General features: G+C 68.8%; 26 protein-coding genes and 1 pseudogene. 11 read left to right on the top strand and 16 right to left on the bottom strand.

The genetic code is table 11. The annotated features are described in order from the left end of the window. Window positions 1-88: 88 nt before the first annotated feature. Genes CA951_RS04620 through rimP form a run of 3 tightly spaced genes read right to left on the bottom strand, consistent with a single transcriptional unit; the run spans window position 89 to window position 2087 of the window. Complete coding sequence (locus CA951_RS04620; protein WP_072937877.1) at window positions 89-442, bottom strand: YlxR family protein; 354 nt, start codon at window positions 440-442, stop codon at window positions 89-91. A 44-nt stretch (window positions 443-486) separates the two neighbouring features. Next, window positions 487-1518 (bottom strand): transcription termination factor NusA, encoded by a 1032-nt coding sequence (gene nusA / locus CA951_RS04615; protein WP_087555733.1) that lies wholly within the window; start codon window positions 1516-1518, stop codon window positions 487-489. Next, window positions 1515-2087 carry a ribosome maturation factor RimP gene (gene rimP, locus CA951_RS04610; protein ID WP_087555732.1) on the bottom strand — a complete coding sequence of 191 codons (573 nt, stop codon included), beginning with the start codon at window positions 2085-2087 and terminating at the stop codon, window positions 1515-1517. The genes nusA and rimP overlap by 4 nt, the downstream gene beginning before the upstream one ends. 197 nt (window positions 2088-2284) lie before the next feature. Between rimP and CA951_RS04605 the strand changes: the two genes are divergently transcribed. The 4 genes from CA951_RS04605 (at window position 2285) to CA951_RS04590 (ending at window position 4660) form a co-directional block, all read left to right on the top strand. Next, window positions 2285-2812: a hypothetical protein gene (locus CA951_RS04605; RefSeq protein WP_087555988.1), complete on the top strand. Its 528-nt coding sequence runs from the start codon at window positions 2285-2287 to the stop codon at window positions 2810-2812. Next, window positions 2809-3252, top strand: coding sequence for a ferritin-like domain-containing protein (locus tag CA951_RS04600; protein WP_087555731.1), 444 nt, complete (start codon window positions 2809-2811; stop codon window positions 3250-3252). Before CA951_RS04605 ends, CA951_RS04600 begins: the two co-directional genes overlap by 4 nt. A gap of 98 nt (window positions 3253-3350) precedes the next feature. After that, window positions 3351-3836, top strand: coding sequence for a nuclear transport factor 2 family protein (locus tag CA951_RS04595; RefSeq protein WP_087555730.1), 486 nt, complete (start codon window positions 3351-3353; stop codon window positions 3834-3836). Then, window positions 3833-4660, top strand: coding sequence for an SDR family NAD(P)-dependent oxidoreductase (locus CA951_RS04590; protein ID WP_087555729.1), 828 nt, complete (start codon window positions 3833-3835; stop codon window positions 4658-4660). Before CA951_RS04595 ends, CA951_RS04590 begins: the two co-directional genes overlap by 4 nt. An 11-nt stretch (window positions 4661-4671) precedes the next feature. On the opposite strand, the gene CA951_RS04585 is transcribed toward CA951_RS04590, so the two are convergent. Both CA951_RS04585 and CA951_RS04580 read right to left on the bottom strand, forming a co-directional pair. Continuing rightward, window positions 4672-5520 carry an ABC transporter permease subunit gene (locus CA951_RS04585; RefSeq protein WP_087555728.1) on the bottom strand — a complete coding sequence of 283 codons (849 nt, stop codon included), beginning with the start codon at window positions 5518-5520 and terminating at the stop codon, window positions 4672-4674. Continuing rightward, window positions 5517-6455 (bottom strand): ABC transporter ATP-binding protein, encoded by a 939-nt coding sequence (locus CA951_RS04580; RefSeq protein ID WP_087555727.1) that lies wholly within the window; start codon window positions 6453-6455, stop codon window positions 5517-5519. Before CA951_RS04580 ends, CA951_RS04585 begins: the two co-directional genes overlap by 4 nt. Between CA951_RS04580 and CA951_RS04575 the strand changes: the two genes are divergently transcribed. Together CA951_RS04575 and CA951_RS04570 are read left to right on the top strand one after the other, a co-directional pair. Beyond that, window positions 6454-7746, top strand: coding sequence for a sensor histidine kinase (locus CA951_RS04575; RefSeq protein ID WP_256973319.1), 1293 nt, complete (start codon window positions 6454-6456; stop codon window positions 7744-7746). The genes CA951_RS04580 and CA951_RS04575 overlap by 2 nt on opposite strands. Next, window positions 7743-8411, top strand: a complete 669-nt coding sequence (locus CA951_RS04570) for a response regulator transcription factor (protein ID WP_087555726.1) — start codon at window positions 7743-7745, stop codon at window positions 8409-8411. Before CA951_RS04575 ends, CA951_RS04570 begins: the two co-directional genes overlap by 4 nt. 29 nt (window positions 8412-8440) lie before the next feature. Here CA951_RS04570 and CA951_RS04565 read toward each other — a convergent pair whose 3' ends face one another. Beyond that, a complete protein-coding gene (locus tag CA951_RS04565; protein ID WP_087555725.1) occupies window positions 8441-9886 on the bottom strand; it encodes an MFS transporter in 1446 nt (481 codons plus the stop codon). A gap of 103 nt (window positions 9887-9989) precedes the next feature. On the opposite strand from CA951_RS04565, the gene CA951_RS04560 reads away from it, so the two are divergent. Further along, the gene (locus CA951_RS04560; RefSeq protein ID WP_087555724.1) at window positions 9990-10589 is read left to right on the top strand and encodes a TetR/AcrR family transcriptional regulator; all 600 of its coding nucleotides are present in this window, start codon (window positions 9990-9992) and stop codon (window positions 10587-10589) included. Between the two features lie 57 nt (window positions 10590-10646). Further along, window positions 10647-11294: an FHA domain-containing protein gene (locus CA951_RS04555; RefSeq protein ID WP_087555723.1), complete on the top strand. Its 648-nt coding sequence runs from the start codon at window positions 10647-10649 to the stop codon at window positions 11292-11294. Here CA951_RS04555 and CA951_RS04550 read toward each other — a convergent pair whose 3' ends face one another. The 5 genes and pseudogenes from CA951_RS04550 to CA951_RS04530 all read right to left on the bottom strand — a co-directional run bounded on the left by CA951_RS04550 (window position 11295) and on the right by CA951_RS04530 (window position 17005). Next, window positions 11295-12257 (bottom strand): alpha/beta fold hydrolase, encoded by a 963-nt coding sequence (locus tag CA951_RS04550; protein ID WP_087555722.1) that lies wholly within the window; start codon window positions 12255-12257, stop codon window positions 11295-11297. Between the two features lie 271 nt (window positions 12258-12528). Further along, complete coding sequence (locus CA951_RS04545) at window positions 12529-12825, bottom strand: hypothetical protein (protein WP_087555721.1); 297 nt, start codon at window positions 12823-12825, stop codon at window positions 12529-12531. Window positions 12826-12923: 98 nt separating this feature from the next. After that, window positions 12924-13325: a hypothetical protein gene (locus CA951_RS04540; RefSeq protein WP_087555720.1), complete on the bottom strand. Its 402-nt coding sequence runs from the start codon at window positions 13323-13325 to the stop codon at window positions 12924-12926. Between the two features lie 135 nt (window positions 13326-13460). Next, a pseudogene (locus tag CA951_RS04535) lies at window positions 13461-15191 on the bottom strand (acyl-CoA dehydrogenase family protein). Between the two features lie 68 nt (window positions 15192-15259). Further along, on the bottom strand, window positions 15260-17005 hold the full coding sequence (locus tag CA951_RS04530) for a proline--tRNA ligase (protein WP_087555719.1): 1746 nt from the start codon (window positions 17003-17005) through the stop codon (window positions 15260-15262). A 56-nt stretch (window positions 17006-17061) separates the two neighbouring features. Between CA951_RS04530 and yaaA the strand changes: the two genes are divergently transcribed. Beyond that, window positions 17062-17805, top strand: coding sequence for a peroxide stress protein YaaA (gene yaaA, locus CA951_RS04525; RefSeq protein WP_087555718.1), 744 nt, complete (start codon window positions 17062-17064; stop codon window positions 17803-17805). Window positions 17806-17861: 56 nt separating this feature from the next. Here yaaA and CA951_RS04520 read toward each other — a convergent pair whose 3' ends face one another. Genes CA951_RS04520 through CA951_RS04505 form a run of 4 tightly spaced genes read right to left on the bottom strand, consistent with a single transcriptional unit; the run spans window position 17862 to window position 21331 of the window. Beyond that, on the bottom strand, window positions 17862-18254 hold the full coding sequence (locus tag CA951_RS04520; protein ID WP_087555717.1) for a universal stress protein: 393 nt from the start codon (window positions 18252-18254) through the stop codon (window positions 17862-17864). After that, window positions 18251-19810: a tripartite tricarboxylate transporter permease gene (locus tag CA951_RS04515; RefSeq protein WP_072937858.1), complete on the bottom strand. Its 1560-nt coding sequence runs from the start codon at window positions 19808-19810 to the stop codon at window positions 18251-18253. The genes CA951_RS04520 and CA951_RS04515 overlap by 4 nt, the downstream gene beginning before the upstream one ends. 1 nt (window position 19811) lies before the next feature. After that, a complete protein-coding gene (locus CA951_RS04510; RefSeq protein ID WP_087555716.1) occupies window positions 19812-20345 on the bottom strand; it encodes a tripartite tricarboxylate transporter TctB family protein in 534 nt (177 codons plus the stop codon). Beyond that, window positions 20342-21331 (bottom strand): tripartite tricarboxylate transporter substrate binding protein, encoded by a 990-nt coding sequence (locus CA951_RS04505; RefSeq protein WP_143543021.1) that lies wholly within the window; start codon window positions 21329-21331, stop codon window positions 20342-20344. Before CA951_RS04505 ends, CA951_RS04510 begins: the two co-directional genes overlap by 4 nt. Window positions 21332-21398: 67 nt before the next feature. Here CA951_RS04505 and CA951_RS04500 point away from each other — a divergent pair, with 67 nt between their 5' ends. After that, complete coding sequence (locus tag CA951_RS04500; protein ID WP_087555715.1) at window positions 21399-23015, top strand: ATP-binding protein; 1617 nt, start codon at window positions 21399-21401, stop codon at window positions 23013-23015. Between the two features lie 30 nt (window positions 23016-23045). Beyond that, window positions 23046-23720 carry a response regulator gene (locus tag CA951_RS04495; RefSeq protein WP_087555714.1) on the top strand — a complete coding sequence of 225 codons (675 nt, stop codon included), beginning with the start codon at window positions 23046-23048 and terminating at the stop codon, window positions 23718-23720. A 29-nt stretch (window positions 23721-23749) separates the two neighbouring features. Here the strand turns inward: CA951_RS04495 and CA951_RS04490 are convergent, their stop codons facing one another. After that, complete coding sequence (locus CA951_RS04490) at window positions 23750-24511, bottom strand: serine protease (protein ID WP_087555713.1); 762 nt, start codon at window positions 24509-24511, stop codon at window positions 23750-23752. Window positions 24512-24554 lie beyond the last annotated feature (43 nt).

Raw genomic sequence — 24554 nt, 5'->3', positions numbered from 1 at the left:
GAGGTCGAGCAGGAGGCTCCCTGAGAGGGGCCCGCACGACCTCGGGTTATCTCCGATGGACGATCATCGCTGGTGCTTCACGGTGTGCTCATGAGTGCTTGTGCCTGTTCTGTTCGAGAGGTACTGCTCTGGGTGGGTGCCCTGCGCGTACCCAGTGGTCGACTTCTGACGTGTCGACACTTCCGGACACTCGCAGCGCTCTGCCGAATGCTCGGCGTCGTTCCGCGAGACTCAGGCAAACCTCGACGGGGTGCAGCCACGCACCTCGACCGGGAAGCCTGCGCCTCGGGTCCGGGGCGAGAACATGACCTTGCGGCCCGCTCTCACTAACCACAACCCTGAGCAGATCGACAGCCAGCGCGCGCTCCCTACATCCTATGCATGTTCGGACCGGTGAACCGGTAGGAACGCGCGCGGAATCGGGATGCTCATGCTGAACCATTGACCACTCTACCGCCGACTTGCCCCGATCTCCGCATTCCCGGCTCAACGACTGGTCGCGGCGGGTCCGCCTGCCGACTCGGGAGCGGGTGCGGCGTCGCTGCGGATGTCGATCCGCCAACCGGTCAAGCGCGCAGCAAGACGGGCATTTTGCCCTTCCTTGCCGATGGCGAGGGACAGCTGGAAGTCCGGGACGACGACACGCGCGGCCCGCGCCTCGGGATCCACGACAGTGACGGAGACCACTTTCGACGGTGACAGCGCGTTGCCGACGAACCGGGCCGGGTCGTCGTCGAAGTCGATGATGTCGATCTTCTCGCCGGCGAGTTCACTCATCACGTTGCGCACCCGCTGACCCATCGGCCCGATGCACGCACCCTTCGCGTTGAGCCCCTGCACCCGCGACTGGACGGCGATCTTCGACCGGTGGCCGGCCTCGCGGGCGACGGCGATGATCTCGACGGAGCCGTCCGCGATTTCCGGGACCTCGAGCGCGAACAGTTTGCGGACGAGGTTCGGGTGGGTGCGCGACAACGTGATCTGCGGTCCGCGCTGGCCACGGGCGACACCGACGACGTAGCACTTGAGCCGCTCGCCGTGCTCGTAGTTCTCCCCGGGCACCTGCTCGGCGGGCGGGATCAGTCCTTCGGCGCCGCTGGCCTCGCTCCCGATCCGCACCACGACCATGCCGCGCGAGTTCGCCCTCGTGTCGCGCTGGATCACGCCGCCGACGATCTCACCCTCGTGGGTGGAGTACTCGCCGAAGCTCCGCTCGTGCTCGGCGTCGCGCAGCCGCTGGAGGATGACCTGGCGCGCGGTGGTCGCGGCGATCCGGCCGAACCCTTCCGGGGTGTCGTCCCATTCCTCGCCGACCATGTTGCCGTCGGCGTCGACGTCGTGTGCCATCACCCGCACGATGCCGCTCTTGGTGTCGACGTCGATCCGGGCGTGCTGCTTGTGCCCTTCGGTGTGCCGGTAGGCGGTGAGCAGCGCCGTCTGGATCGTCGAGATGACGGTCTCGATCGAGATGCCCTTGTCGGCTTCGATGGCGCGCAGCGCCGCAATGTCGATATTCACTTGTCCAGCCCCTCTACTACTTCTTCATCTTCCGACGCGTCGGCGTCCGCAGGTGCCACGCGACCCTCGGGTATCCCGCCCGCGAGTTCCAGCTCCCTCGGGTCGGGTTTCGAGAATTCCACCTGCACAACAGCTTTCTGAATATCCGGGAGCGCGATGCGCCGAACGTCCGGACCGGTGCGCGAGCCGATCACCACCGCGACCGAGTCGCCGTCGAGGGCCCCGATCCGGCCCACGACGGTCTCGTGCGCGAGGTCGATGCGGGCCTTGCGGCCGCGGGCACGGCGCCAGTGCCGCTCGTGCGTGAGCGGCCGGTCGATACCGGGAGAGGTGACCTCGAGCGTGTACGGGGACTCCCCGAAATCGGACACCGAATCGAAGACCTCGGAGATCGCGTGGCTCAGGTTCGCGACCGCGTCGAGTTCGAGTCCGGCGTCGCTGTCCACCATGATCCGGACCGCGCTGTGCTTACCCGCGAGGGTGACCGCAACATCCTCCACGTCGTAGCCCTGACGTTGCACCAGATCGGAGATGAGCTCCGTCACCCTCTCCTTGGATGGAACCGGCATCGGGGAAGCTCCTCGTTTCAGTTGTCGCTCGTCGTGTGTCGTGGTCTGCAGGTCATCGTGCCGCACAGGGCAGCGCCTCGAACCCGCCGGGACGGGTTCGAGCATCTAAGAGTAACGCCGATTCGAGGCGCCCGTGACCAGCCCCGGTGCTCGATTCCCGGGATCGCGGCCCGACCTGGCACCATGGACCGGTGCTCATGCCCACCGTCTCCCGGCCCCCGACTTCCGGTCCGGCCGTGTCCCGGCGCACCGCTCTCCGGTTCGCAGCAGCCTCCGCGTTCGGCGTCGCGAGCGTCCCCCTTCTGGCGGGATGCGCCGACGGCGAGGACGCCGATGTCGAGGTCGATTCACTGCTCGCGCAGTCGCGTCTGGCGCGTCGCGACGCCGCGGGCGCGGCGGCGACCATCGCACTGCTGCCCGACCGTGGCGCCGCACTCGAACTGGTGCGCGCCCAGCGGACCGCGCACGCCGACGCGTTGGACGCCGAAATCGCCAGGGCCGCAGGAACGTACCCGGACGGCACCGCACCGACGACGTCCGCTCCCCCGTCGGCGACACCGACCGCACCCGCACCTCCGCCCGGTCTCGAGCAGTTGCGGGCCGACCTGGCCGAGTCGCAGCGCAGTGCGGCCGACTCGGCCCGCGCGCTGACCGGGTACCGCGCGGGACTGTGTGCGTCGATCAGCGCCGCGTGCGGAACGTACCTGGCGGTGGTGCTGCCGTGACGACACCCACCGAAGCCGAGAGCAGGACCCTCGGCGACGCGCTGGCCGCCGAACATTCCGCGGTGTTCGCCTACGGGGTCGTCGCCGCCTTCTCGAACCCCACCCGGGCGGCGCAGGTGGCCACCGCCGCCGCGGCCCACCGGGCCCGCCGGGACGAACTCCTGGACACGCTGACCGCGGCGGGCCTGACGGCCCCGGCCGCCGAAGCGGGCTACACGCTGCCGTTCCCGGTCGCCGACCCGATCACCGCCGCGCAACTCGCGGCCCAGGTCGAGGCGGACACCGCCGTCGCGTGGCGGGCGGTCGTCGAGCACGGCGAGACGCCGGACACCCGCACGCTCGGCGTGACCGCGCTGACCGACACCGCCGTCCGGGAGGCCACCTGGCGGGTGGCCCTCGGAACCGATCCGGTGACCGACCCGTTTCCCGGCCAGCCCTGACGCGCAGGTTCCCGCCCACCGGGAATGTGCCCCCACCCGGCGCGCTCCCGGCCTAGCGTCTCTCCCGACACACTGAACGGCAACGGGAGGACGGCGGCGTGGACGAACGCTCGGTGGAGCAGCGTGTGGCGGACCTGGAGCGGGTGACCGCGATCAAGGCCCTCAAGTACCGCTACTGGCGAGCGTGCGACGGCAAGGACCCGGACGCGTTCCGTGCCTGCTTCGTCGCGTCCGGGGCGTCCGTCGACTTCGGCCCGCTCGGCCGGTTCGACGACGCCGACCGGCTCACGGACATCTTCCGCAGGATCGCGCTTCACGAGGTGGACGGCAAGCACGTGATTCTGGACATGCACCACGGCTTCCATCCGGACATCGTGCTGCACGGCGACACCGAGGCGACCGGTACGTGGACGCTGCAGTTCCGCCAGGTCGATCTGCTGAAGCGGACGGAGATGGTGTCCGCCGGCGAGTACGACGACGCCTACCGGTTCGAGGACGGCGTCTGGCGAATGTCGCGATGCCACTTCACCACTCGATGGTCGATCACCCGCCCGCTCACCGAGGACACGGCGGTCGTCCAGTGAGCGCCGGGGTAGCACTGGTCACCGGGGGAAGCCGCGGCGTCGGCAAGGGTGTCGCGACCTCGCTGGGAGCCGCCGGGTGGACCGTTTACGTCACCGGGCGCGGCCCGGTCACCGCGGACAGTCCGCTGTCGGCGTCGGCGCGAGCGGTCACCGACGCCGGGGGCACCGGCATCGCGGTGGCCTGCGATCACCGCGTCGACGAGGAGGTGCACACCCTGTTCACCCGGATCTCGGACGAGCAGGCGGGCCGACTCGACTTGCTGGTCAACAACGTGTGGGCCGCACCCGAGGGATTCGGCGGGTTCAGCACACCGTTCTGGGAACGACCCCTCGACGACTGGGACTCGCTGATCGGCGTCGGACTGCGCGCCCACTACGTCGCGTCCGTGGAGGCAGCCCGGTTGATGGTGCCCCGGCGGTGCGGGTTGATCGCGAATATCTCGTCGTTCGGAACCCGGGGGCATCTGCACTCGGTGCTCTACGGCATGTCCAAGGCCGGGTTGGACAAGATGGCCAGCGACATGGCTGCGGAGCTGGCGCCGCACGACGTCCGTGCGGTCTCACTGTGGCCGGGCATCGTGCGCACGGAGATGATCGTCGCCAGCGGGATGGAGACCATCGCCGGCTTTCCCGTCGCGGACGCCGAGTCTCCGGAGTTCGTCGGCGAGGTGATCTGCGCCCTCACCGCGGACCCCACCCTGCCCGAGCGGAGCGGCCACACGTTCGTGACGGCGGAGCTGGCCGTCGAATACGGCATCACCGACACGCAGGGCCGCACCCCGCCGTCGCACCGGGAACCGTTCGGCGGCGGCCCCCTGTTCTGAGTCGCCGACTCTCAGTTCACGTCGCGGCGGCGGACGAGCCAGAGCGTGCCCACCGCAAATGCGGCGACGTAACCGGCCAGGACGAGTACCGACGTGCTGCCGTCGAGGATGTTCAGGACACCGGGGGTGGTGTCGCCGCCGAAGTCGCGGAGGGAGCCGGCCAGCGAGCCCGCGGCGGTGCCGGGGAGGAGGTCCGTCACCACCGACACGGGGTCGAGGATGGCGGCGACTCCGCGGAGCAGGTTTTCGACCACCAGCACCCACACGAGGCCGAGACCGACGGACAACGCGGGCCCCCGCGCGAGGGCGCCGACGAGGACACCGGCAGCGGTCCACATGGCGAGGATGAGCATCCCGGAGGCGAGCGCCTTCAGCATCGGTGAGGCGGCAGGCAGATTCGCCGGCTCCGACTCGACCGTGGCGATGACGGTGGCCACCCCGACGTCGACTGCCGCCACGGTGAGGACGAGTCCGATCACCACGGTCAGCAACGCGAGGAGCGTTCCGGCGAGTGCGGCCGATCGCGAAGGCCCCTGGGTGAACACGGTCTTCCACGTCCCCCACCCGTAGCCGCTGCCGATGGTGAGGGCGCCGAGGATGAGCATCAGCGCACCTCCGAACATAGCCATGCCCTGGGTGAACACCTGGGGCACCGCCGAGGGCAGCATCTGCGCGAGCAGCACGTCCGGGGGCGCGGACGACGCCATGTCGGTAGTGCCGCCGGTCTTGAACGTGATGTAGTTGAACAGGTAGACGAAGACCAGGTTCAGCACGATCCACGCGGCGAGCAGCACCCACATGGACGGCCATTTCCGCAGTCGGAGAAGCTCGGCTCGGGTGCTGGCGATCACTGCGTTCATGACATTCTCCTCGGATCGTTGCTTGCCGTGCGGTCGCCGGGACTGCCGTCCGACGTCATCGCGAAGAAGACGTCCTCGAGCGACCGCTCCCGCCGGGACAACTCGTACAGGTCTATTCCCGCGTCGACGAGAACACGGGCCACCTTCGGCGCCAGTTCCGGCGACACGGCGACGGCGAGCGCGTCCCCCCGCGTGTCGACGACGTCGGGTCCCAGCAGCTCCTCGAGCACCACCGCCGCCCGTTCCCTCGGATCGGCGCGCACCAGCAGGCTGGTGCCACCGCGCAGTTCGGCGACGGTGGACTGCGCGATCAGCTCCCCGCGCGAGATCACGCCGACGCGATCGCAGATCTCCTGCACCTCGCTGAGCATGTGGCTGGAGAGCATGACGGAATGCCCGGAATCGGCGAGTTCGACTATCAGTTCCCGCATCTCGGCCATCCCGGCCGGGTCGAGCCCGTTGGTGGGTTCGTCCAGGATCAGCAGGTCGGGTTCGCCGAGAAGTGCGGCCGCGACACCGAGACGCTGCTTCATCCCGAGCGAGTAGGTGCGGAAACGGTCGTGTCCGCGATCGCGCAGGCCCACCCGGTGCAGCGCGGATTCCACCGCGTCGTCCGGCAGCCGGCGATACCTGCTCAGTACCCGCAGGTTGTCACGACCGGAGAGGTAGGGGAAGAAGCCGGGGCCTTCGATCAGCACCCCGGTGCGGGCCGCCGCCGTGCTGTCACCGGGTGCGCACCCGAAGAGCGTCGCGGTCCCGGAGGTCGGCCGGACCAGGCCAGTGAGCATGCGCAGTGTGGTGGTCTTGCCTGCACCGTTCGGGCCGAGGAACCCGTACACCTCACCCGTTCGCACGGTCAGGCTGACGGCGTCGACCGCCGTGTGTTCGCCGTAGCGTTTGGTCAACCTGTCGGTGACCACGATGTCGGAAGTCATGACTCCAGCCTCGACTCCGCGGACGACGCGCACATCCGCCTGCGCGCGTCACCTCACGTACGTGTCGCGGACGATGACAGCGTCGCCGGAACCGGTCTACGTTCGGGTGGTGCACACCGACCGGAGGGACACGTCGATCGCCCCGCGGGACGCCCTGATCGCGCTGGGCGTCGCAATCGTGCAGGTCGTCGGCAGTGTGGGCGCCAACCACAACCAGTCGTGGGCGACGCCGCTGGACGCGGGGGGCTTCGTGTTGGTGCTGTGCGGTCCGCTCGCGTTGCTCTTCCGGCGACGGTGGCCGGTCACGGTCCTGCTCGTCGTCCTGGCCGTCACGGTCCTGTACGTCGCCCAGGGTTACGGGTACGGCCCCGTGTTCCTGTCGCTCGTGGTCGCGTTTCTGAGCGCCGCGACGGCCGGGTCGCGCTGGCACACGTATCCGATCCTCGCGGTCGGTTACGTGCTGATCGTCTTCGCCGTGCCGGCGGTGTCCGCTTCTGAGGCCCCGTCGCTCCTCGCCCTCACCGGTATCGCGGCCTGGTTGCTGGTGCTCCTCGCCGCCGCCGAGATCATCCGTCAGCGCCGCGGGACGCTCGACGCCCGCAGGCAACGCGCCGAGGCGGCGCAACGCAGCACCCTGGACGAGCAGCGCCGCCGGGCCAGCGAGGAGCGGCTCGCGATCGCCCGTGAGCTGCACGATGTTCTGGCACACAGTCTTTCGCTCATCAACGTGCAGGCGTCGGTCGCACTCGAGCTGTGGGACAGCAGACCCGAACAGTCGCAGGAGGCACTGTCCGCGATCAAGGTCGCGAGCCGCGACGCGATCGGCGACGTCCACGCGCTGCTGGCGTCGCTGCGCGGCGGCGACGACAGCCCGCCCACCGCGCCCACCGCCGGGATCGGGGACCTGGACAGCGTGGTCGAGCGCGCCCGCGCCGCGGGTCTCGCGGTGACGACGGTCGTCGAGGGCGCACCGCGGCCGTTGCCCGTCGTGGTCGACGTCGCTGCGGCGCGCATCGTGCAGGAGTCGCTGACCAACGTGGCCCGCCACTCCGGCGGCTCGTCGGCCGATGTCACGGTGACGTACTCACCCACGTCCGTCCGCGTCCGGATCGATGACGACGGACGAGGCCCGGACGGCGCATCGACCGGTGGCGGCGGAAACGGCATCCCCGGCATGCGGGAACGCGCCCGCGCCCTCGGTGGTGAGCTGACCGCCGGGAGCGGACCGGGCGGCGGTTTCCGGGTGCAGGCGACGCTCCCCCTCGCCCACGACCCGGCGGGCCGGGCATGACGATTCGCGTCCTCGTCGCCGACGACCAGGCCCTCGTGCGGGCGGGTTTCGCCGCCCTGCTCGACGCCCAGCCGGACATCACCGTGGCCGGTCAGGCCGAGAACGGGGAGCAGGCGGTGAGCCTGACTCGCACACTGGTTCCCGACGTCGTCCTCATGGACATCCGGATGCCGGTGCTCGACGGACTGGAGGCGACCCGGCGGATCGCTTCTGATCCTGCGCTGTCCGGTGTGCGGGTGGTGGTGCTCACCACGTTCGAACTGGACGAGTACGTGTTCGAGGCCATGCGCGCGGGGGCGACGGGTTTTCTCGTCAAACACACCGAGCCCGCCGAACTGGTGCGGGCGGTCCGCGTGGTGGCCGACGGGGATGCCCTGCTGTCGCCGTCCGTCACGCGGAAGCTGGTCGCGGAGTTCGCGACTCACGCCAAACGGCCGCCCCAGTCCAGTCGCCTCGACGACCTCACCGATCGTGAACGCGAGGTGATGATCCTGATCGCCGAGGGTCTCACCAACGCCGAGATCGGTTCGCGGCTGTTCCTGAGCCCGGCCACCGCCCGCACGCACGTCAGCCGGATTCTGCTGAAACTCGGTGCCAGGGACCGCACCCAACTGGTGGTCCTGGCGTACGAGTGGGGCCTGGTCCGGCCGGGCTGGCAGGACTGACGACCGGCCCGGCCCGCTCAGGTCGACTTTCACGTCGACGCCAGGACCGCCTTCGATCGTCCGGGCATGAGGGCGGCGGCGACGACCGCGACCGCCACGGATCCGGCTCCCACGTACAGGGCCGGCGCGAGGGCGTCGATGTATCCCGTCGGCGTGAGACTGCCGCCCGCCCCGAGGAACACCGCGGTCAGCAACGCGATCCCCAGCGCGACTCCGATCTCCCGGAGCGTCGCGTTGGTCGAACTGGCCGTGCCGTGGTCGGCCTCGGGCATGTCGGCGAGGACGGCGGTCGCGTTGGGGGCGAACGTCAGACCCATTCCCGCACCGGCCATCACGAACGCCGGCACCATACTGGAGTAGGTGGCGCCGGGAACGATGAGCGACGCCATCCAGAGCAGTGACAGTCCCTGCAGCACCAGGCCGGTGACGAGGAGCGTCCGGACGCCCAGCCGAGGCGCGAGCAACCCTGCGATCGGCGCCACCACCATGGGGGCCGCCGTCCACGGGAGCGTCCGCAGGCCTGCCTCGAACGGGGTATACCCCATGACGATCTGGAGGTACTGCGACAGGAGGAAGACGGCACCCATCATTCCCAGCGTGAACGTCAGCCCGATCACGTTGGCCAGGGAGAACTGGCGGGACCGGAACAGCCGCAGCGGCATCACCGGAAACGGTGTGCGCAACTCGCGCACCACGAACGCCACGAGCAGCACCACCGCCGCGACGAGGGCGCCGAGAACCGTGGCATCGGTCCAGCCGTCGTCGTTGCCGTGCACGATGCCCCAGACTCCGAGGAACACCGCGGCGCCGGCCAACACGACGCCGAGCGGATCCAGCGGTTGCCGCTTCCCCTTCGACTCGCCGAGCGCATAGAGCGCCAACGGGATCGCGACCGCGGCGACGGGAACGTTGATCCAGAACACGGCCTGCCACGACACCCCGTCGACGACGGCGCCGCCGATCACCGGGCCGAGAGCGATTCCGAGGCCCGAGACGCCGCCCCAGATCCCGATGGCGAGGGCCCGCTTGGCGAGCGGCACGGCGCCGGCGAGCAGGGTGAGGGAGAGTGGCATGATCGCGGCCGCGCCGACGCCCTGGACGGCACGCGCCGCGATCAGCATCTCGGAGGTGGTCGACAGCGCCGAGGCGATCGATGCCAGCGCGAAGAGCACTATGCCCCAGAGGAATACACGCCGGCGGCCGAGCCGGTCGCCCAGCGCCGACAGCGTCAGCATCAAGGTCGCAAAGGCCAGCGTGTAGGCGTTCATGAACCACTGCAACTGCCCCACCGACGCACTCAGGTCGCGTTGGATCACCGGCAGGGCGCTGGTCATCACCAGGTTGTCGAGGGTGGCCATGAACATCGGGATCGAGGCGGCGGCGATCGCCAGCCACACCGGCACCGTCCGGCCGCTGCGATGCCCCGGGGGCGGCGGCGCCGATTCGTGTTCGAGGCGTTCGGAGAGTGTCGTCATGACGGGACCTCACATCCGAGTCGTGGGTAGAGGAAATCAGAAGTTGTAAGCATCAGATGATTACTTATTTCGCAGACTAGTAATCAACTGATAACATGTCAACATGGCACCGCCCGTGAAACAGACCCGTATGAGCGCGACGGAACGGCGCGAACTCGTATTGGCCGCCGCCTCCCGCGCGTTCGCCAGGGACGGTTATCACGGCACCAGCACCGACGCCGTCGCACGCGAGGCGGGCGTGTCGCAGCCGTACGTGGTCCGCATGTTCGGTTCGAAATCGCGGCTGTTCGCCGACGTCTTCGACCGCGCGATGTCGCGGATTCTCGACACCTTCGAGCCCTGGTTCGACGGTGTCGCCGCCGACCCCGAGAACGACGAGTCGTGGCTCCCGATGGGCGTCGCGTACACCCAGTTGCTCGAGGACCGCGACCTCCTGCTCGTGATGATGCACGGCTTCACGTCCGGCGCGAACCCGGAGATCGGCGCACTGGCGCGCGACTGGATGTCCCGGCTCTACACGCAGATCCGCACACGCACCGGCTGCAGCCCCGAACGGGCCCGCATCTTCATCGCCAACGGAATGCTGCTCAACACCCTGCTCGCCATGCAGGTACCCGAGCATGCCGGGCAGGATCCGGCGCTCGAGGAACTCGCCGTGTGCGCATTCGGAAACACCCTGGACGCCGCAGGCTCCGAGAACTGATCCGTGATCGGCGATTTCCGCTCTTGATCTTGCTCATCGGACACACTGGAGGGCACGATGGAAGCGTGCGGAAGGGGTGTCCCCGTGGACCGAGCCGTTGAGTCTCGACTGAGCTATTCCGACAGGGAGGGTCACCACCACACCGTGGACCTCTCCCCCACTTCCGCGCGCGTCACGATCGGACGGTCGCCCGGCTCCGATCTCCTTCTCACGGAGGACGACGAGGTCTCGCGACTCCATGCCGTGCTCGAATGCGTCGGCTCGCACTGGACCATCCTCGACGACGGACTTTCCCGTAACGGCACGTTCGTCAACGGCGAGCGGCTCGCGGGCAGGCGGCGGCTCCGGCAGGGCGACAGCATCCGCATCGGCGGAACCAAGATCCGGTACCTGGAATTCGGTGGCGCTCTCGACGAGGCCACCCGAATGGGGACCGACATGCCCGACGTCCGGTCCCTCACCGACACCCAGCGGGCGGTCCTGACGGCGCTCTGCAGGCCGTACAAGCACGGCGCCGCGTTCGCGAATCCCGCCTCGAACCAGCAGATCGCGCAGGAACTGTTCCTCAGCGTCGACGCGATCAAGACTCACCTGCGCGCACTGTTCGCGAAGTTCGGCGTCGGCGATCTCCCGCAGAATCAGAAGCGGGTCAGCCTGGCCGAGCGGGCCATGCGCAGCGGCATCATCAACGAGCGCGATCTCTGATCAGCACGCGGCCATCAGCTCGCGGTCGCGCGCGGCCGTCTCACCGTGGGCGATTCGCTCGACGAGTCCGATGATGGCGAGCGCGACGTCGGCCGCGCGGTCGAGGATCACCGAGTGTCCCGCGCCGTCGACGCTCACGAGTTCCGAAGCGGGGAGCTTCGAGGCCATCGCGACGGAATGCTGGAACGGGGTCAGCATGTCGACCGAGCCGCACAGGATCAGTGACGGAATGTGCGCGAGCGCCGTCAGGGAGTGCCGCTCGTCGAACCCGAGCAGGGACTCGAGGAAGCTCGACATGGTGACGACGGACGTCGTGTTGACCATGGCCGAGACCAGAGCCGCGAGCCGCGGATCGACGACCCGGTTGCGGGCGCTCGCCGCGCGGGCGATCGCCGTGCAGACGGTGCGACCCACCCGCTTCGATCCGTGCACGACCCGCGGTGCCCGCCGCACCGCGGTGCGGAACAGCGACACCGCCGGGCTGCGCAGGTGGCGACCGAGACCGGCCTCGGCGAGATCGCACGCTGCGGTGGAGATCAGGGCCATGCCCACGATCCGCGAGCCGATCGTGTGCGGGTTCTGCCGCGTGTAGGACAGTGCGGTCATCCCGCCCATCGAGTGCCCGACGAGGACGACCGGACCGTGCGGTGCGACGGCGTCCAGGACGGAGCCGAGGTCGCGGCCGAGCTGATCGATCGTGTAGGTGGCGGCCGGCGCCTCCCCCGACTCGCCGTGCCCCCGGTGATCGTAGAAGACCATGCGAACATCGTTGCGCCAGAAGCGGACCAGCTGTTCGCGCAGTGCCCACCAGGATTCGGTGCGCAGGCAGTGACCGTGGACGAACACCACCGTGGTGGCCGCGTCGGGCGAACCGAACTCGCGAACCGCGAGCGGGACCCCGTCGTCGGTCCTGACCGTGAGACGACGACCTTCGTGCTCATGTGCAACCGGGGTGTTCGTCATGATGGCCTCCTCGGTTTCTTCGCTCGCGGCTGGTGAAGCGTTACGTTCTTGCTTGTCCCCTACTCTGCCGCGCACGGTCGGCACCAACCAGAACCCCCAGTGGTGGCCTCCGCACCCGGAGGTGTCGCGCATTCCACCCCTGGGGTGGGTGGACACGGGCATGCCGGAAATCCCCCTCCGGCTCGCCCGCGGCTGGAGGGTGTTCTCTGCTGCCGATTCAGGATGCGGTGTCCGGACGGGCACCACCAGGCACCCCGGGGTGGGGAACCCGTCACCCCCAGGGTTGCCCCTGACCGCCGCCGAAGTCGTAGCCACCGACGCTCGCGCCGTTCGGCCCGGCATTGATGCCGTCGACGGCGATCACGGTGCCGACAGCCGCTCCGCCGATGGTCACGGTGCCGCCCTGGGGGCTCGGTCCGGGCGCCAGATTGCTCACGGAAGGATCGTCGGAGGGGGTGTCCGGGGCCGCGGACGCGATGCCTGCACCTGCGGCGAGGACGAAGAATGCGGCCGCGACGGTAGCACCCGTGCGTGTCAGAGCGGTGGAGAAGTCGAAGGACATCGACATGGAAGAACCTTTCGCAGTGCGAGATGGCGGGCCGAGGGGCCGGCACCTGGCGGTGGCGGCCCCTCGAACTTCAGGAAGATCGCGTAATCACAGCTCGGTCAGAAGCAGAAGACGAACGTGCAGTTTTCGGTGCTGTCCCCGGCTCCTGCGCCACCGTTGCCACCCGCACCACCGGTGGCCGGACCACCGTTGCCACCCGCGCCGCCGTTGGCGCTGCCTCCGTTGGCGTTGCCGCCGTTGCCGACGTTCGTGTTCACCGTTGCGCCGTCTCCCACTGCCGCGCCACCGATGATGACACCGCCCTGGTTGTTGACGTTGCCGTCAGCGGAGCCGCCGTTGGCGCTGCCGCCTGCACCGCCGGCGCCGCCCTGCGAGCTACCCGGAGCTCCGGCGCCGCCGGCTCCGCCTGCGGGGTCGGCCGAGGCGATTCCTGCTCCGGCGGCGAGGGCGAAGCCCGCGATCGCGAGAGCGGAGAGGGTGCGCTTGAAGGTGTGTGCCATGTGTGGATCTTTCTGTGGGGGTGGGGTTTTGCTTGCCACATAAGAATGCGCTGAGAGCGCCCACCCGGACAGATACCCCAGGGGGCGCAAGCGGCACCCCGAGGGATGACGCCGCCCCACCCCGTGGAGCCGTGCCTACGGCCGCATTTCGTACGCCCCGTCGTAGCTCTCCACCTGCGCCCACACCCGCGAGAATCGTTCCGCGTCCACGACCGGCCTGCGGATCGCATCGAGTGCCCACTGCTGCTGAGCGTCGGTGGCGGACGATTTACCGTGCAGCGCAACGGCATAACGGGAGAAGTCGCGGATCTGGAAGTCGAAGATCTGGTCGATCAGGTCGCGGTCGATGCCGGCGATGTCGGCCTGCTCGAGAATCAGGTGCCCGTAGACCACGAGCGAGAACAGGTGCCCGAGGTCGAGCAGGAAGTCGAGGTCCTTCTGCTGGTCGGCGTCGGGCGGGGCGGTGGTGAGCAGTTCCCGCAACGCCGTCGCCTGCTCGTGGAACCGGGCCACGTTGGGGACGTCCGAATGCGCCTCGTACGCCTTCGTCCAGTCGTGGAACTGGATCTTGCCCGCGCCGCGGGTCGGTCCCTGCGCCCAGAAGAACGCGTCGTCGGCGGCGTCGAGCCTGGTGCCGATCTCCGGGTACTCCGCGGGGTTGAGCAAGTAGTTCGGCATGAACTTCAGGATCAGGCCGACGTTGACGTGCACCGTGCCCTCGAGCTTCGGCAGGGTGCCGATCAGCTGGGCGGCCTCCCGGAAGTAGGTGTTCTTCTCGTAGCCCTTCGCCGCGATCACGTCGTGCAGGAGCGCGATGACCTTCTCGCCCTCGGACGTGACCTTCGCCTTCGTCATCGGGTTGAACAGCAGGTACCGGCGGTCGTCGAGACTCGCGCTGCGGAAGTAGTCGACGGAGCGGGCGCTGAACAGCTTCATCGCGACCAGCCTGCTGTACGCGTCGACGAAGTTTCCGCGCACGTGCGGGAAGTCGGTGACGGGGTTTCCGTACAGAATCCTGTTGTGCGCGTGGGTGATCGATTCGTAGAACGCGTGCTCGGAGATACCGATGGAACCGGTGCACAGGTTGAACTTGCCGACGTTGACCGTGTTCAGCGCGGCCTCGAACGCGGCGACCCCGGTGTGCAGGATGTCCTCTTCCCGCACCGGGTAGTCCTCGAGCCGGAACGTGCTGACGTACATCTGGCCGTGCACCACGTTGCCCTGCAGGTGGTACGCCGGGTGGCGGCTGTCCGCTACGAAGAAGACGTAGCCGTCGCTGCCCTCGACGTCGGTGCGCCTGCCGAACACCGACACCATGCCCGCGACGTTGCCGTTGCCGATGTAGTACTTGTCGCCGCTCGCGGTGAACGCGAGATCCGGGTCGTCCCCGGCGGGGGTCAGCAGCATGTCCGTCGAGTAGACGTCCGCACCGTGTTCCCGTTCCGACAGACCGAACGCCAGCACACCACCGTCGTCGAGGAGTTACGCGGCGCGATCCTTCGCGGCCCGGTTGCCGCTCATCCAGATGGGGCCGAGACCCAGGACCGTCACCTGCCACGCGTACCAGTACGCCAGGCCGTAGAACCCGAAGATCTCACTGAGCGCGGCGTTGCGTGCGGCGTCCCAGCGTTTGCCCGGATCGCCGCCCGCCGATTCGGCGGGCGTGAGGAACGTGGCGAACAGCTTCTCCCGTTTGACGAACTCCAGGAAGTCCTCGGGCCAGACCGCCTCGAGATCGTCCTCGATGAGCCGCTTCTTGCCCCGCGACTCGAACCACTCGATCAGCGCCCGCAGCAGTCTGCGCGTCTCCGGATCGAAATGCTCGGGATCGTAGGAGTTCGGATCGAACAGCAGGGAGTTCGTCACAGCAGGCCTTTCGTCCGGACGTGTCAGGCCAAGCTAACAGTCCGGACGAAAGGCGTGGGGCGGATTGATCAGCCCCTGACGGTCTTGACGATCTCGCTCAGCGCCGACTCGGCGGCCACCTCGCGGCTCTCGCCGGTGAAGCGGTCCCGCACCTCCACCTTGCCCTCGCCCCAGCCGCGGCCGACGACCACGACCAGCGGGACACCGAGCAGTTCGGAGTCCTTGAACTTCACGCCCGGCGACGCCTTGCGATCGTCGAGGATGACCTCGAGACCGGCCTTGTCGAGGTCGGCGGCCAGTCCCTCGGCGCCCTCGCGAGCGGTGTCGTCCTTGTTGGCGATCACCACGTGCACGTCGGCGGGCGACACCTCGGCCGGCCAGCGCAGGCCCTTCTCGTCGTGGTGCTGTTCCGCGATCACGGCGACGAGGCGGGAGACACCGACGCCGTAGGACCCCATGGTGGGCCGGACCGGCTTGCCGTTCTCGCCGAGCACGTCCACGGAGAACACGTCCGTGTACTTGCGTCCCAGCTGGAAGACGTGACCGATCTCGATGCCCCGGGCAGCGACGAGTTCACCGGCGCCGTCGGGTGACGGGTCGCCGCCACGGACCTCGGCGGCCTCGATGGTGCCGTCCGGGACGAAGTCGCGGCCCGCGACGAGCCCGACCACGTGCTTGCCCTTCTCGTCGGCTCCGGTGATCCAGCTGGTGCCGTCGACGATGCGGGGGTCGACGAGGTACCGGACACCGTTGGCCTGCAGCGCCTTCGGTCCGACGTATCCCTTGACCAGGAACGGGTTGGCCTCGAAGTCCGCTTCGGTGAGCAGTTCGAACTCCGCGGGCTCGAGCGAGGCGCCGAGACGCTTGTCGTCCACCTCGCGGTCGCCGGGAACACCGATGGCGAGCAGTTCCCACTCGCCGCCGGGCTGCCGGGTCTTGACGAGGATGTTCTTCAGCGTGTCCGCGGCGGTGACGGTCCGGCCGAGGTCGGCGTCGTTCGCCCACGCGACGAGCGTCGCGATCGTGGGGGTGTCCGGGGTGTCGTACACCTTCGCGTCGGACAGTCCGTCGAACGGAATCGGCTCGGGAGCCAGCGTCTTCACGGCCTCCACGTTGGCGGCGTAACCGGACTCGACGCAGCGGACATAGGTGTCCTCACCGATCTCGCTCTCGGCGAGGAACTCCTCCGATGCGCTGCCGCCCATCGCACCGGACGTCGCCGACACGATCACGTACTTGACGCCGAGCCGGGCGAAGATCCGCTCGTACGCGTCGCGGTGCGCCTGGTACGACTCGGTGAGCCCCTCGTCGGTGAGGTCGAAGGAGTACGAGTCCTTCATGACGAACTCGCGGCCACGGAGAATGCCTGCCCGCGGACGCTCCTCGTCGCGGTACTTGGTCTGCACCTGATACAGGGTGACCGGGAAATCCTTGTACGAGTTGTACTCGCCCTTGACGGTGAGCGCGAACAGTTCCTCGTGGGTGGGGCCGAGCAGGTAGTCGCCGCCCTTGCGGTCCTTCAGGCGGAACAATCCGTCGCCGTACTCGGTCCAGCGGTTGGACGCCTCGTACGGTTCCCGCGGCAGCAGCGCGGGCAGGGAGATCTCCTGCGCACCGATGCCGTTCATCTCTTCCCGCACCACCCGCTCGACCTCACGCAGCACGCGCAGACCCAGCGGCAGCCACGAGTAGACACCGGGCGCGATTCGACGCACGTAACCGGCGCGGACCAGCAGCTTGTGGCTGGGGACCTCGGCGTCGGCGGGGTCGTCGCGCAGCGTGCGGAGGAACAGGTGGGACAGGCGGGTAATCACGGGATACCAGAATAGTCGGCTGGGACGAGGCCGGGCGCGTCGGTAGGGTTTCCTGCGTGCTGGTGCTACTTCCTCCCTCCGAAACCAAGTCCGACGGCGGCGCCGACGCGCCCCTCGACCTGGCCGAGCTGTCCATGCCGCAGCTCACCGAAACCCGCGAAATGCTGGTCCAGGCGCTGGTCACGCTTGCGGCGGACGGGGAGGCGTCGCAGCTCGCGCTCGGCCTCGGCCCCACCCAGGCCGACGAGATCGAGCGCAACGCCAAACTGTGGGTCTCCCCCACCCGGCCCGCACTCGAGCGGTACACGGGTGTGCTGTTCGACGCGCTCGACGCGAAATCGTTCACCAGGGCGCAGAAGTCCAAGGCGCTGACGCGGCTGGCGATGGGGTCCGCACTGTTCGGTGCGGTCCGCGCCGGTGACCTGATCCCCGCCTACCGGCTGTCGGGCGGATCGAAGCTACCCGGGCTGAGCACCCTCCGGGCGTTGTGGAAGCCGGAACTGTCCCGGGCGATCACCGCCGAGGCGGACGGTCTCGTCGTCGACCTGCGGTCGGGGACGTACCAGCAGCTCGGACCGATCCCCGAGGCCGTGATCGCCACGGTTCTCACCGAGAAGCCGGACGGCACCCGGAGCGTCGTCAGCCATTTCAACAAGCATCACAAGGGTCTGCTGGCGCGTGCGCTCACCGTGTCCCGCGCCGAACCCCAGGACGTTCGCGGGGTGGCGCGGGTGGCGGCGAAGGCCGGACTCCGCGTCGAGGTGGCGTCGGACCGCGAGCTGATCATTCTCACCGACTGACCCCCACCCGTGAGTACTTCTCAACCGCCGGCGGTTGAGAAGTACTCACGGGTGCGTCAGCGCTCGTCGGGCTTGACAGCCAGGACCGGTTTGCGGCAGGACAGCAGCAGTCGCTGGGCGGTGCTTCCCATCAGCAGCTTCCCGACGGGGGTGCGGTCGCGGATGCCGATCACGAGCAGTTCCGCGTTCGGCGCCGTCATCGCCTCGAGGATCACGTCGACGGTCTCGTCCCCGACGATCTGCCGGACTTCGTGGTCGATCCCGCTGCCGGCCAGTTTGCCTTCGAGTTCCTGCAGGTGCGCGTTGTCGGCGAACGACTGATCGGCGAGGGAGTCGCCCTTCGACGAGTTGATCACGAGCAGCGACGTTCCGCGCAGCTGTGCCTCCGCGACGCCGTGTTCGAGGGCCGCCCCTCCGAACTGGTCGGGGGTGTATCCGACGACGATCATGCGTGTGCCTTCTCTCTGGTGTCGGTCGAGTCGCCGCCGGCCGGTCCGTCAGGGAAATCGGGTGCCGCGACGGGGTAGTGCGCGCGGACGACCTTGGCGACGAGGGGTGCGATGAGGAGCACGGCGATCACGATGTAGACGATGATCGCGACGGGCTCGGTGAACAGGCTGCCCCAGTCGCCGCCGCCGAGTTGCAGGCTCTGCCGCAGTTGCCGTTCGATGCGCGGCCCGAGGATGACGCCGATGATCAGTGGCAGCACCGGCAGCCCGAACCTCCGCATCATCAGACCCAGCAACCCGAATGTCAGCAGCAGCGCCAGGTCGAGCCATTGGAGGTTGACGGCGAACGCGCCCAGGGCGGCGAAGAACAGGATGCCCGCGTACAGGTAGGGCCGCGGGGTGCGGAGCAGCTTCGCCCACAGCGGAGCGAGCGGAAGGTTGAGCACCAGCAGCAGGAAGTTGCCGATGAACAGGCTGGCGATCAGCGTCCAGATCAGCAGCGGTTCCTTCTCGAACAGGGTCGGTCCCGGCTGGATGCCGTACGACACGAAGGCCGTCAGCATGACCGCGGCGGTGGCGTTGGTGGGTAGCCCCAGCGAGAGCATCGGCACGAGTGTGCCTGCCGCCGAAGCGTTGTTGGCGGCCTCGGGGCCTGCGACACCTTCGATGGCGCCCTTGCCGAATTCGTCCTTGTGCTTCGACAGCTTCTTCTCGGTGATGTAGGAGAGGAATGTGGGCAGTTCGGCGCCGCCCGCGGGCAGCGCACCGAACGGGAACCCGTAGGCGGTGCCCCGCAGCCACGGCTTCCAGGACCGCTTCCAGTCGCTCTTGCCCATCCAGGGCCTGCCGACGGGGATGACCTCGGCCGGTTTGCGGCGGAGGTGCGCGGCGACCCAGAGGGCCTCACCGAGCGCGAACACGGCGACCGCGACGACGACGATGTCGATCCCGTCCGACAGTTGCGGGATGCCGAACGTGGCACGCGGCTGGCCGGTGAGGAAGTCGATGCCGACCAACCCGATCGCGAGACCGAGGAGCAGGGAGATGCATCCGCGGAGTTTGGAGGTTCCGAGGACCGCGGTGACGGCGACGAGGGCGAGCAGCATGATCGCGAGGTAGGACGGCGCACCGAGGGTGACCGCGAAACTCGAGACGGCAGGCGCGAAGAGCACCAGAAGCATCGTGCCGATGGACCCGGCGACGAACGACCCGATCGCGGCGGTCGCCAGGGCCTGCGCGGCCCTGCCGGCTCTCGCCATCTTGTTGCCTTCGATGGCCGTGATCACCGAGGACGACTCGCCCGGCGTGTTCAGCAGGATCGACGTCGTCGACCCGCCGTACATGCCGCCGTAGTAGATGCCGGCGAACATGATGAACGCGGCGCTCGGGCTGACGTTGTAGGTGACGGGCAGCAGCAGGGCGACGGTCATGGCCGGTCCGATGCCCGGGAGCACACCGACCGCCGTGCCGAGCAGGACGCCGATGCAGGCGTAGAGCAGGTTCATGGGGGTGGCCGCCTGCTCGAACCCCTGCAGCAGCCAGTTCAGATTGTCCATGTCAGAGAATTCCGTCCAGAATGCCTGCGGGCAGCGGTATTCCGAGCCCGACGTAGAACGCGTAGAAGCTGCCGAATCCGAGCACGGCCCCGATCGCGATGTTGCGCACCCAGTGTCTGCTTCCCAGAATGGTTGCGGCCCCGGCGAACAGGAGTGTGCCGATGATCGCCCAGCCCAGGAAGTCGACGAGCGCGATGGTCAGTACGAACAACCCGACGAGCAGACCGACCGTCTTCCAGTCGCCCGGGGAGTCCGGATCGACGTCCTCGCCGCTGTCGGCGTCCCCGGTGGAGCCGCGCAGGATCGCAACGCCGAACACCACCGACAACACCAGCAGTCCCCCACCGATGACGAGCGGGAACAGTCGCGGGCCCACCGGGTCGACCTTCGCGAAGCCCTCGCTGAGCGACAGCGCGTCGACGACGAGGAACACCCCGATCACGGCCAGCACCGCGCACACGACGAACTGCGCGTAGTCCCTCCGCTTCGGCGCCCTGTCCGCGGAGACGACGGACGGTTCTGCGGGCGCGGTCATGCCAGCCCCAATTCGGCCAGCGTGGACGAGACCCGCTCGTCCTGGTCCCGGAGGAACTGCTCGAACTCCGGTCCCGTCATGAAGGCGTCACTCCAACCGTTCTTCACCAGGGCCTCCTTCCATTCCGGTGTGTCGTGCAACTTTTGAAGCGCCTCGACCATGTCGGTCTTGGCGCCGTCGGACAGCCCGGGCGGAGCCAGGACGCCCCGCCAGTTGGTGAAGGTCAGGTCCACCCCGGCCTCGGTGAGCGTCGGCGCGTCGACACCTTCGACGCGCTCGTTTCCCGACACCGCGAGGACCCGGACCTGGCCGGCCTCGATCTGGTCGACGTACTCGCCGAGCCCCGACGTGCCCGCGGTGATCTTCCTGCCGAGCAGAGCCGTCAGCAGGTCGCCGCCGCCGTCGTAGGGCACGTAGTTCACCGCGTTCGGGTCCACGCCCACCGCGCGCGCCGTCTCCATCGGGAACAGGTGGTCGGGGCCGCCAGGCGAGGAACCGCCGCCGATCGTGATCGACGCCGGGTCGGCACGCCAGGCGGCCACGAAGTCGTCGATGGTCTGCAGCGGTGAATCCGCGGGCACGAGAATGCCCTCCTGCTCCTCGACCACCTTGGCCAGCGCGGTGGCATCGGAGACACGGGCGGTCGAGCCGTTGGTGTAGCCGGCGCCGACGACGCCGAGGCCCATCATCATCATGAGGTCGTCGTTGCCGGCCTCGTTCATCAACCGGGCCATCGCCACCGTTCCACCTGCGCCGATCACGTTGAAGACCTCGACGCGGCCCGTGATGTCCTCGTCTTCCATGATCTTCACCGCGGTCCGCGCGGTGAGGTCGTAGCCGCCGCCCGGACTGTTCGGAACCATCATCCGCACCCTGTGCAGGCCCTCGTCCTCGCCGCGGGTGACCCCGCAGCCGGCCGCGAGGAGGCCTACGAGCGCGAGCAGGAGCAGCGCGCGTACCCTGCTCCCGCTGCCTGTTCTCGACATCGTTCCCCATTTCGCCATGAATGTGATCTTCCGCAATACTGAACCTCGGGCGTGATGCACGTCACCTATGCGAACGAAACGGAACTTAAGTTCATTGTGGTCACCACTTCATCCCCGCGTTCGTAGCCTCGCGGGCCAGGTCCTGCTCCTCCAACTCGTCGTCGTCGGCGTCGTGCTGCTCGCGGTCGCCGCGGTGTCGGTCCACCAGTCGACCGTGGAATTCCGCGACCTCCAGGGGCAGCGCATGATCGCGGTGGCCGAGAACGTGGCGTCGACGCCGGTGGTGCGCGACCAGCTGTCGGACCGCTCCGTCGAGCGGGTGCTGGCACCGGAGGTCGATCGCGCCGTCAACCTGTCGGGCGCCACACTCGCCGAGATCGTCGCGCCGAACGGGGCGGTCACCGTGTCGTCGGACCCGACCCGGCTCGGGGTTCCCGCGGAACTCGGCGCCAGCGACGTGATGACCGGACGCGCCTGGTCGGGCGACGTGGACGTCGACGGGCGCCACGCCATCGTCGGACACGTCCCGATCCTGTCCGCCACCGGGGACGTCCTCGCGGTCGTCTCCGTCAGCGACGACTACCCGTCCATCTGGGACCTGCTCAGCAGCGCGGGGGCGCGCCTGCTCCTGTATCTCGGAATCGGCGCCGGTCTGGGGCTGCTCGGCTCGTGGCTGCTGTCGCGCCGGATCAAGACCCACACCCGCGGACTCGAAATCGCCGAGATCGCAAGCCTCGCCGACCATCGCGAGGCCCTGCTGCACAGCATCCGCGAGGGGGTGGTCGCGGTGAACCCCGACGGAGTGATCACCGTGCTCAACGACAGCGCCCAGGAACTACTCGACCTCACCAGCGACGCCGTCGGCAGGCACGTCGACGACGTCGCGCTCGACCCCGCTGTGCGGCAGTATCTCCTCACCGGGGAGGACGGCCGCGACGTGGTGCTGTCGACGTCGTCGCGGATGCTCGCGCTGAGCCGCCGCGCCGCGACCAGCCAGGGCCACAAGATCGGCACCGTCACCACGATGCGCGACAGCACCGAACTGGCGTCGATGCAGAGCCAGCTGTCTTCGCACAAAAGTGTCACCGACACCCTGCGGGCGCAGACGCACGAGTTCGCCAATCAGCTGCACACGATCTCGGGGCTGACACAGCTCGGCGACTACGACGCGGTCACCGAGTTCGTCGGCACCCTCACCCGCCGCCGGGCGGAGATCAGTGATGCTGTCACGCAACGCATCTCGGATCCGGCCGTGGCCGCGCTGCTGATCGCGAAGACGTCGCTCGCCGCCGAGACCGGAGTGGCACTGACTCTGGAACCGGACTCGCACCTGCACGCCCTCGACCCCGAACTCGCCACCGACGTGATCACCGTGCTGGGCAACCTCATCGACAACGCCGTCGACGTGTCCGAGGGCGGCCGGGACGCGCGGATCTCGATCCGGATCACCGACGACGACGGCATTCTCATCGAGGTCGCCGATTCCGGCCCCGGAGTTCCCGAGACGATGCGGGAGGAGATCTTCTCCCGCGGGGTCACCTCGAAGCCCGGCACACCCGGCGGCCGCGGAATCGGTCTCGCCCTGGTCCGTCTCGTCAGCTCCCAGCACGGCGGGTCCGCGGCCGTCTCGGACGCACCCGGCACCGGTGGTGCCTTGTTCACCGTCCACGTGCCGCGTAGCTAGACTCTCCGACCATGACAGGACGGCGTGGCAATGTATGAGGTCCTGGTCGTCGACGACGACTTCATGGTCGCGGAGATCCACCGCCGATTCGTCGACAAGACACCGGGGTTCACCACGGTCGGGGTGGCGCGGACCGCCGCGGAGGCCCTCGAATCGGTACGCACCGGCAACCCCGACCTCGTGCTCCTGGACGTGTACCTACCGGACATGTCGGGTCTCGACGTCCTGCAGCGACTGCGCGCCGAGGGCAACGCCGTCGGCGTCATCATGATCACCGCCGCCCGGGAGATCGACACCGTCAGCCGCGCACTGCACGGCGGCGCGTCCGACTACCTGGTCAAGCCGTTCGACTACACCCAATTGCAGGAGAAGCTCGAGAACTTCCGGCGCCGCGCCCGCGCCCTCGAATCCCAGTCCGGCGCAGACCAATCACTGATCGACTCCCTCTTCGGGGGCAAGGGCAAGAATCCGGAGCCGAGCAGGCTCCCGAAGGGACTCAGCGCCGAAACCGGCCGCCTCGTGCTCGACATCCTGCGGTCGAAGGGCGAACTGTCGTCGACCGAGTGCGCCGAACTCGCCGGACTCTCCCGGGTCAGTGTGCGCCGCTATCTCGAGCACTATCTGTCCGAGGGACTGCTGGAGGTCCGCCTCGAGTACGGGGGTGCGGGCAGGCCCGTGCGCCGGTACCGTCCCGCTCCCCGCTGACCCCGGACTCCGGACTCCGGACTCCTCCGTCAGGATCGGGTGCAGGTGCCGGGCAGCGCGAACGGTGTCGAGTCGCCCGTGCCGCGGCTCTCCGCGCGCTGCAGCAGGTCGAGCGTCGCGGCGCCGAAGGCCGGCGAGTAGGACACCGAGTCGGTGCACCCGCCGTGGTCCAGGCCCCCGACGAGGGCGACGACCCGCGGACCCGCCACCCACGGGCCACCGCTCGTTCCGTCGCCGAGACCGTTGCAGACCACCGTCGGAAAGCTGTCCGTCGACGTGGTCGCGGCCGTGCACGACACCGGACTGTCGCCCAGCGTCGGATAGCCGGTGACCGCCACCGTGGTCTCGGCTGCCGGGGCGGGTGCCAGTTCGAAGCCGCCACCGACCACCGATTCGATGGAGGCGGGCACGGTGGTTCCACTCGGCGCCACGCGGAGGACGGCGTAGTCGTGCTGGGGATCCTGCGACTCCAGCCAGGCCGGGTCGACGTAGATCTGGGACACCGTCCACACACCGAACGGGGCCACGCCGCGGTCGTATCCGGGCGCGAACGACAGGGCGCCGCCGGCCCCCGCGATGCAGTGCGCGGCGGTGAGCACGAGGTCGCCGTCCGTGCTGTCCAGTACAGAGCCGGTGCAGACATGGATCGGCGTGCCGGCCAGGAACAGCGGACCGACGCGTGGGTCCGGTGCGGCGGGCGCGGCGGTGGCCGGGACCCCGGCCACCCAGGCAGCCAGCAGAAGGACCGCTGCGACTGCCCCCGTGCCGAACGCGCAGGAGGGTGTGAGCACAGGACCATCATGCTCCGCCCGGCGTGCGCGGGCGGGCCGATTT

Origin of the sequence: Rhodococcus sp. NCIMB 12038 (assembly GCF_002165735.1) — a bacterium.
Classification (GTDB): domain Bacteria; phylum Actinomycetota; class Actinomycetes; order Mycobacteriales; family Mycobacteriaceae; genus Rhodococcus_F.
The sequence above is the reverse complement of the archived record's forward strand: the minus strand, read 5'-3'. Positions and strand labels throughout refer to the sequence as shown.

Excerpts from the sequence above, each read along its gene's own strand:
- CA951_RS04620 (WP_072937877.1), bottom strand. The coding sequence starts at position 442 with ATGGTTCAGCATGAGCATCCCGATTCCGCGCGCGTTCCTACCGGTTCA.
- rimP (WP_087555732.1), bottom strand. The coding sequence starts at position 2,087 with ATGCCGGTTCCATCCAAGGAGAGGGTGACGGAGCTCATCTCCGATCTG.
- CA951_RS04605 (WP_087555988.1), top strand. The coding sequence starts at position 2,285 with ATGCCCACCGTCTCCCGGCCCCCGACTTCCGGTCCGGCCGTGTCCCGG.
- CA951_RS04585 (WP_087555728.1), bottom strand. The coding sequence starts at position 5,520 with ATGAACGCAGTGATCGCCAGCACCCGAGCCGAGCTTCTCCGACTGCGG.
- CA951_RS04575 (WP_256973319.1), top strand. The coding sequence starts at position 6,454 with ATGACTCCAGCCTCGACTCCGCGGACGACGCGCACATCCGCCTGCGCG.
- CA951_RS04580 (WP_087555727.1), bottom strand. The coding sequence starts at position 6,455 with ATGACTTCCGACATCGTGGTCACCGACAGGTTGACCAAACGCTACGGC.
- CA951_RS04570 (WP_087555726.1), top strand. The coding sequence starts at position 7,743 with ATGACGATTCGCGTCCTCGTCGCCGACGACCAGGCCCTCGTGCGGGCG.
- CA951_RS04565 (WP_087555725.1), bottom strand. The coding sequence starts at position 9,886 with ATGACGACACTCTCCGAACGCCTCGAACACGAATCGGCGCCGCCGCCC.
- CA951_RS04560 (WP_087555724.1), top strand. The coding sequence starts at position 9,990 with ATGGCACCGCCCGTGAAACAGACCCGTATGAGCGCGACGGAACGGCGC.
- CA951_RS04555 (WP_087555723.1), top strand. The coding sequence starts at position 10,647 with ATGGAAGCGTGCGGAAGGGGTGTCCCCGTGGACCGAGCCGTTGAGTCT.
- CA951_RS04550 (WP_087555722.1), bottom strand. The coding sequence starts at position 12,257 with ATGACGAACACCCCGGTTGCACATGAGCACGAAGGTCGTCGTCTCACG.
- CA951_RS04545 (WP_087555721.1), bottom strand. The coding sequence starts at position 12,825 with ATGTCGATGTCCTTCGACTTCTCCACCGCTCTGACACGCACGGGTGCT.
- CA951_RS04540 (WP_087555720.1), bottom strand. The coding sequence starts at position 13,325 with ATGGCACACACCTTCAAGCGCACCCTCTCCGCTCTCGCGATCGCGGGC.
- CA951_RS04520 (WP_087555717.1), bottom strand. The coding sequence starts at position 18,254 with ATGATCGTCGTCGGATACACCCCCGACCAGTTCGGAGGGGCGGCCCTC.
- CA951_RS04515 (WP_072937858.1), bottom strand. The coding sequence starts at position 19,810 with ATGGACAATCTGAACTGGCTGCTGCAGGGGTTCGAGCAGGCGGCCACC.
- CA951_RS04510 (WP_087555716.1), bottom strand. The coding sequence starts at position 20,345 with ATGACCGCGCCCGCAGAACCGTCCGTCGTCTCCGCGGACAGGGCGCCG.
- CA951_RS04505 (WP_143543021.1), bottom strand. The coding sequence starts at position 21,331 with ATGTCGAGAACAGGCAGCGGGAGCAGGGTACGCGCGCTGCTCCTGCTC.
- CA951_RS04500 (WP_087555715.1), top strand. The coding sequence starts at position 21,399 with ATGCGAACGAAACGGAACTTAAGTTCATTGTGGTCACCACTTCATCCC.
- CA951_RS04495 (WP_087555714.1), top strand. The coding sequence starts at position 23,046 with ATGTATGAGGTCCTGGTCGTCGACGACGACTTCATGGTCGCGGAGATC.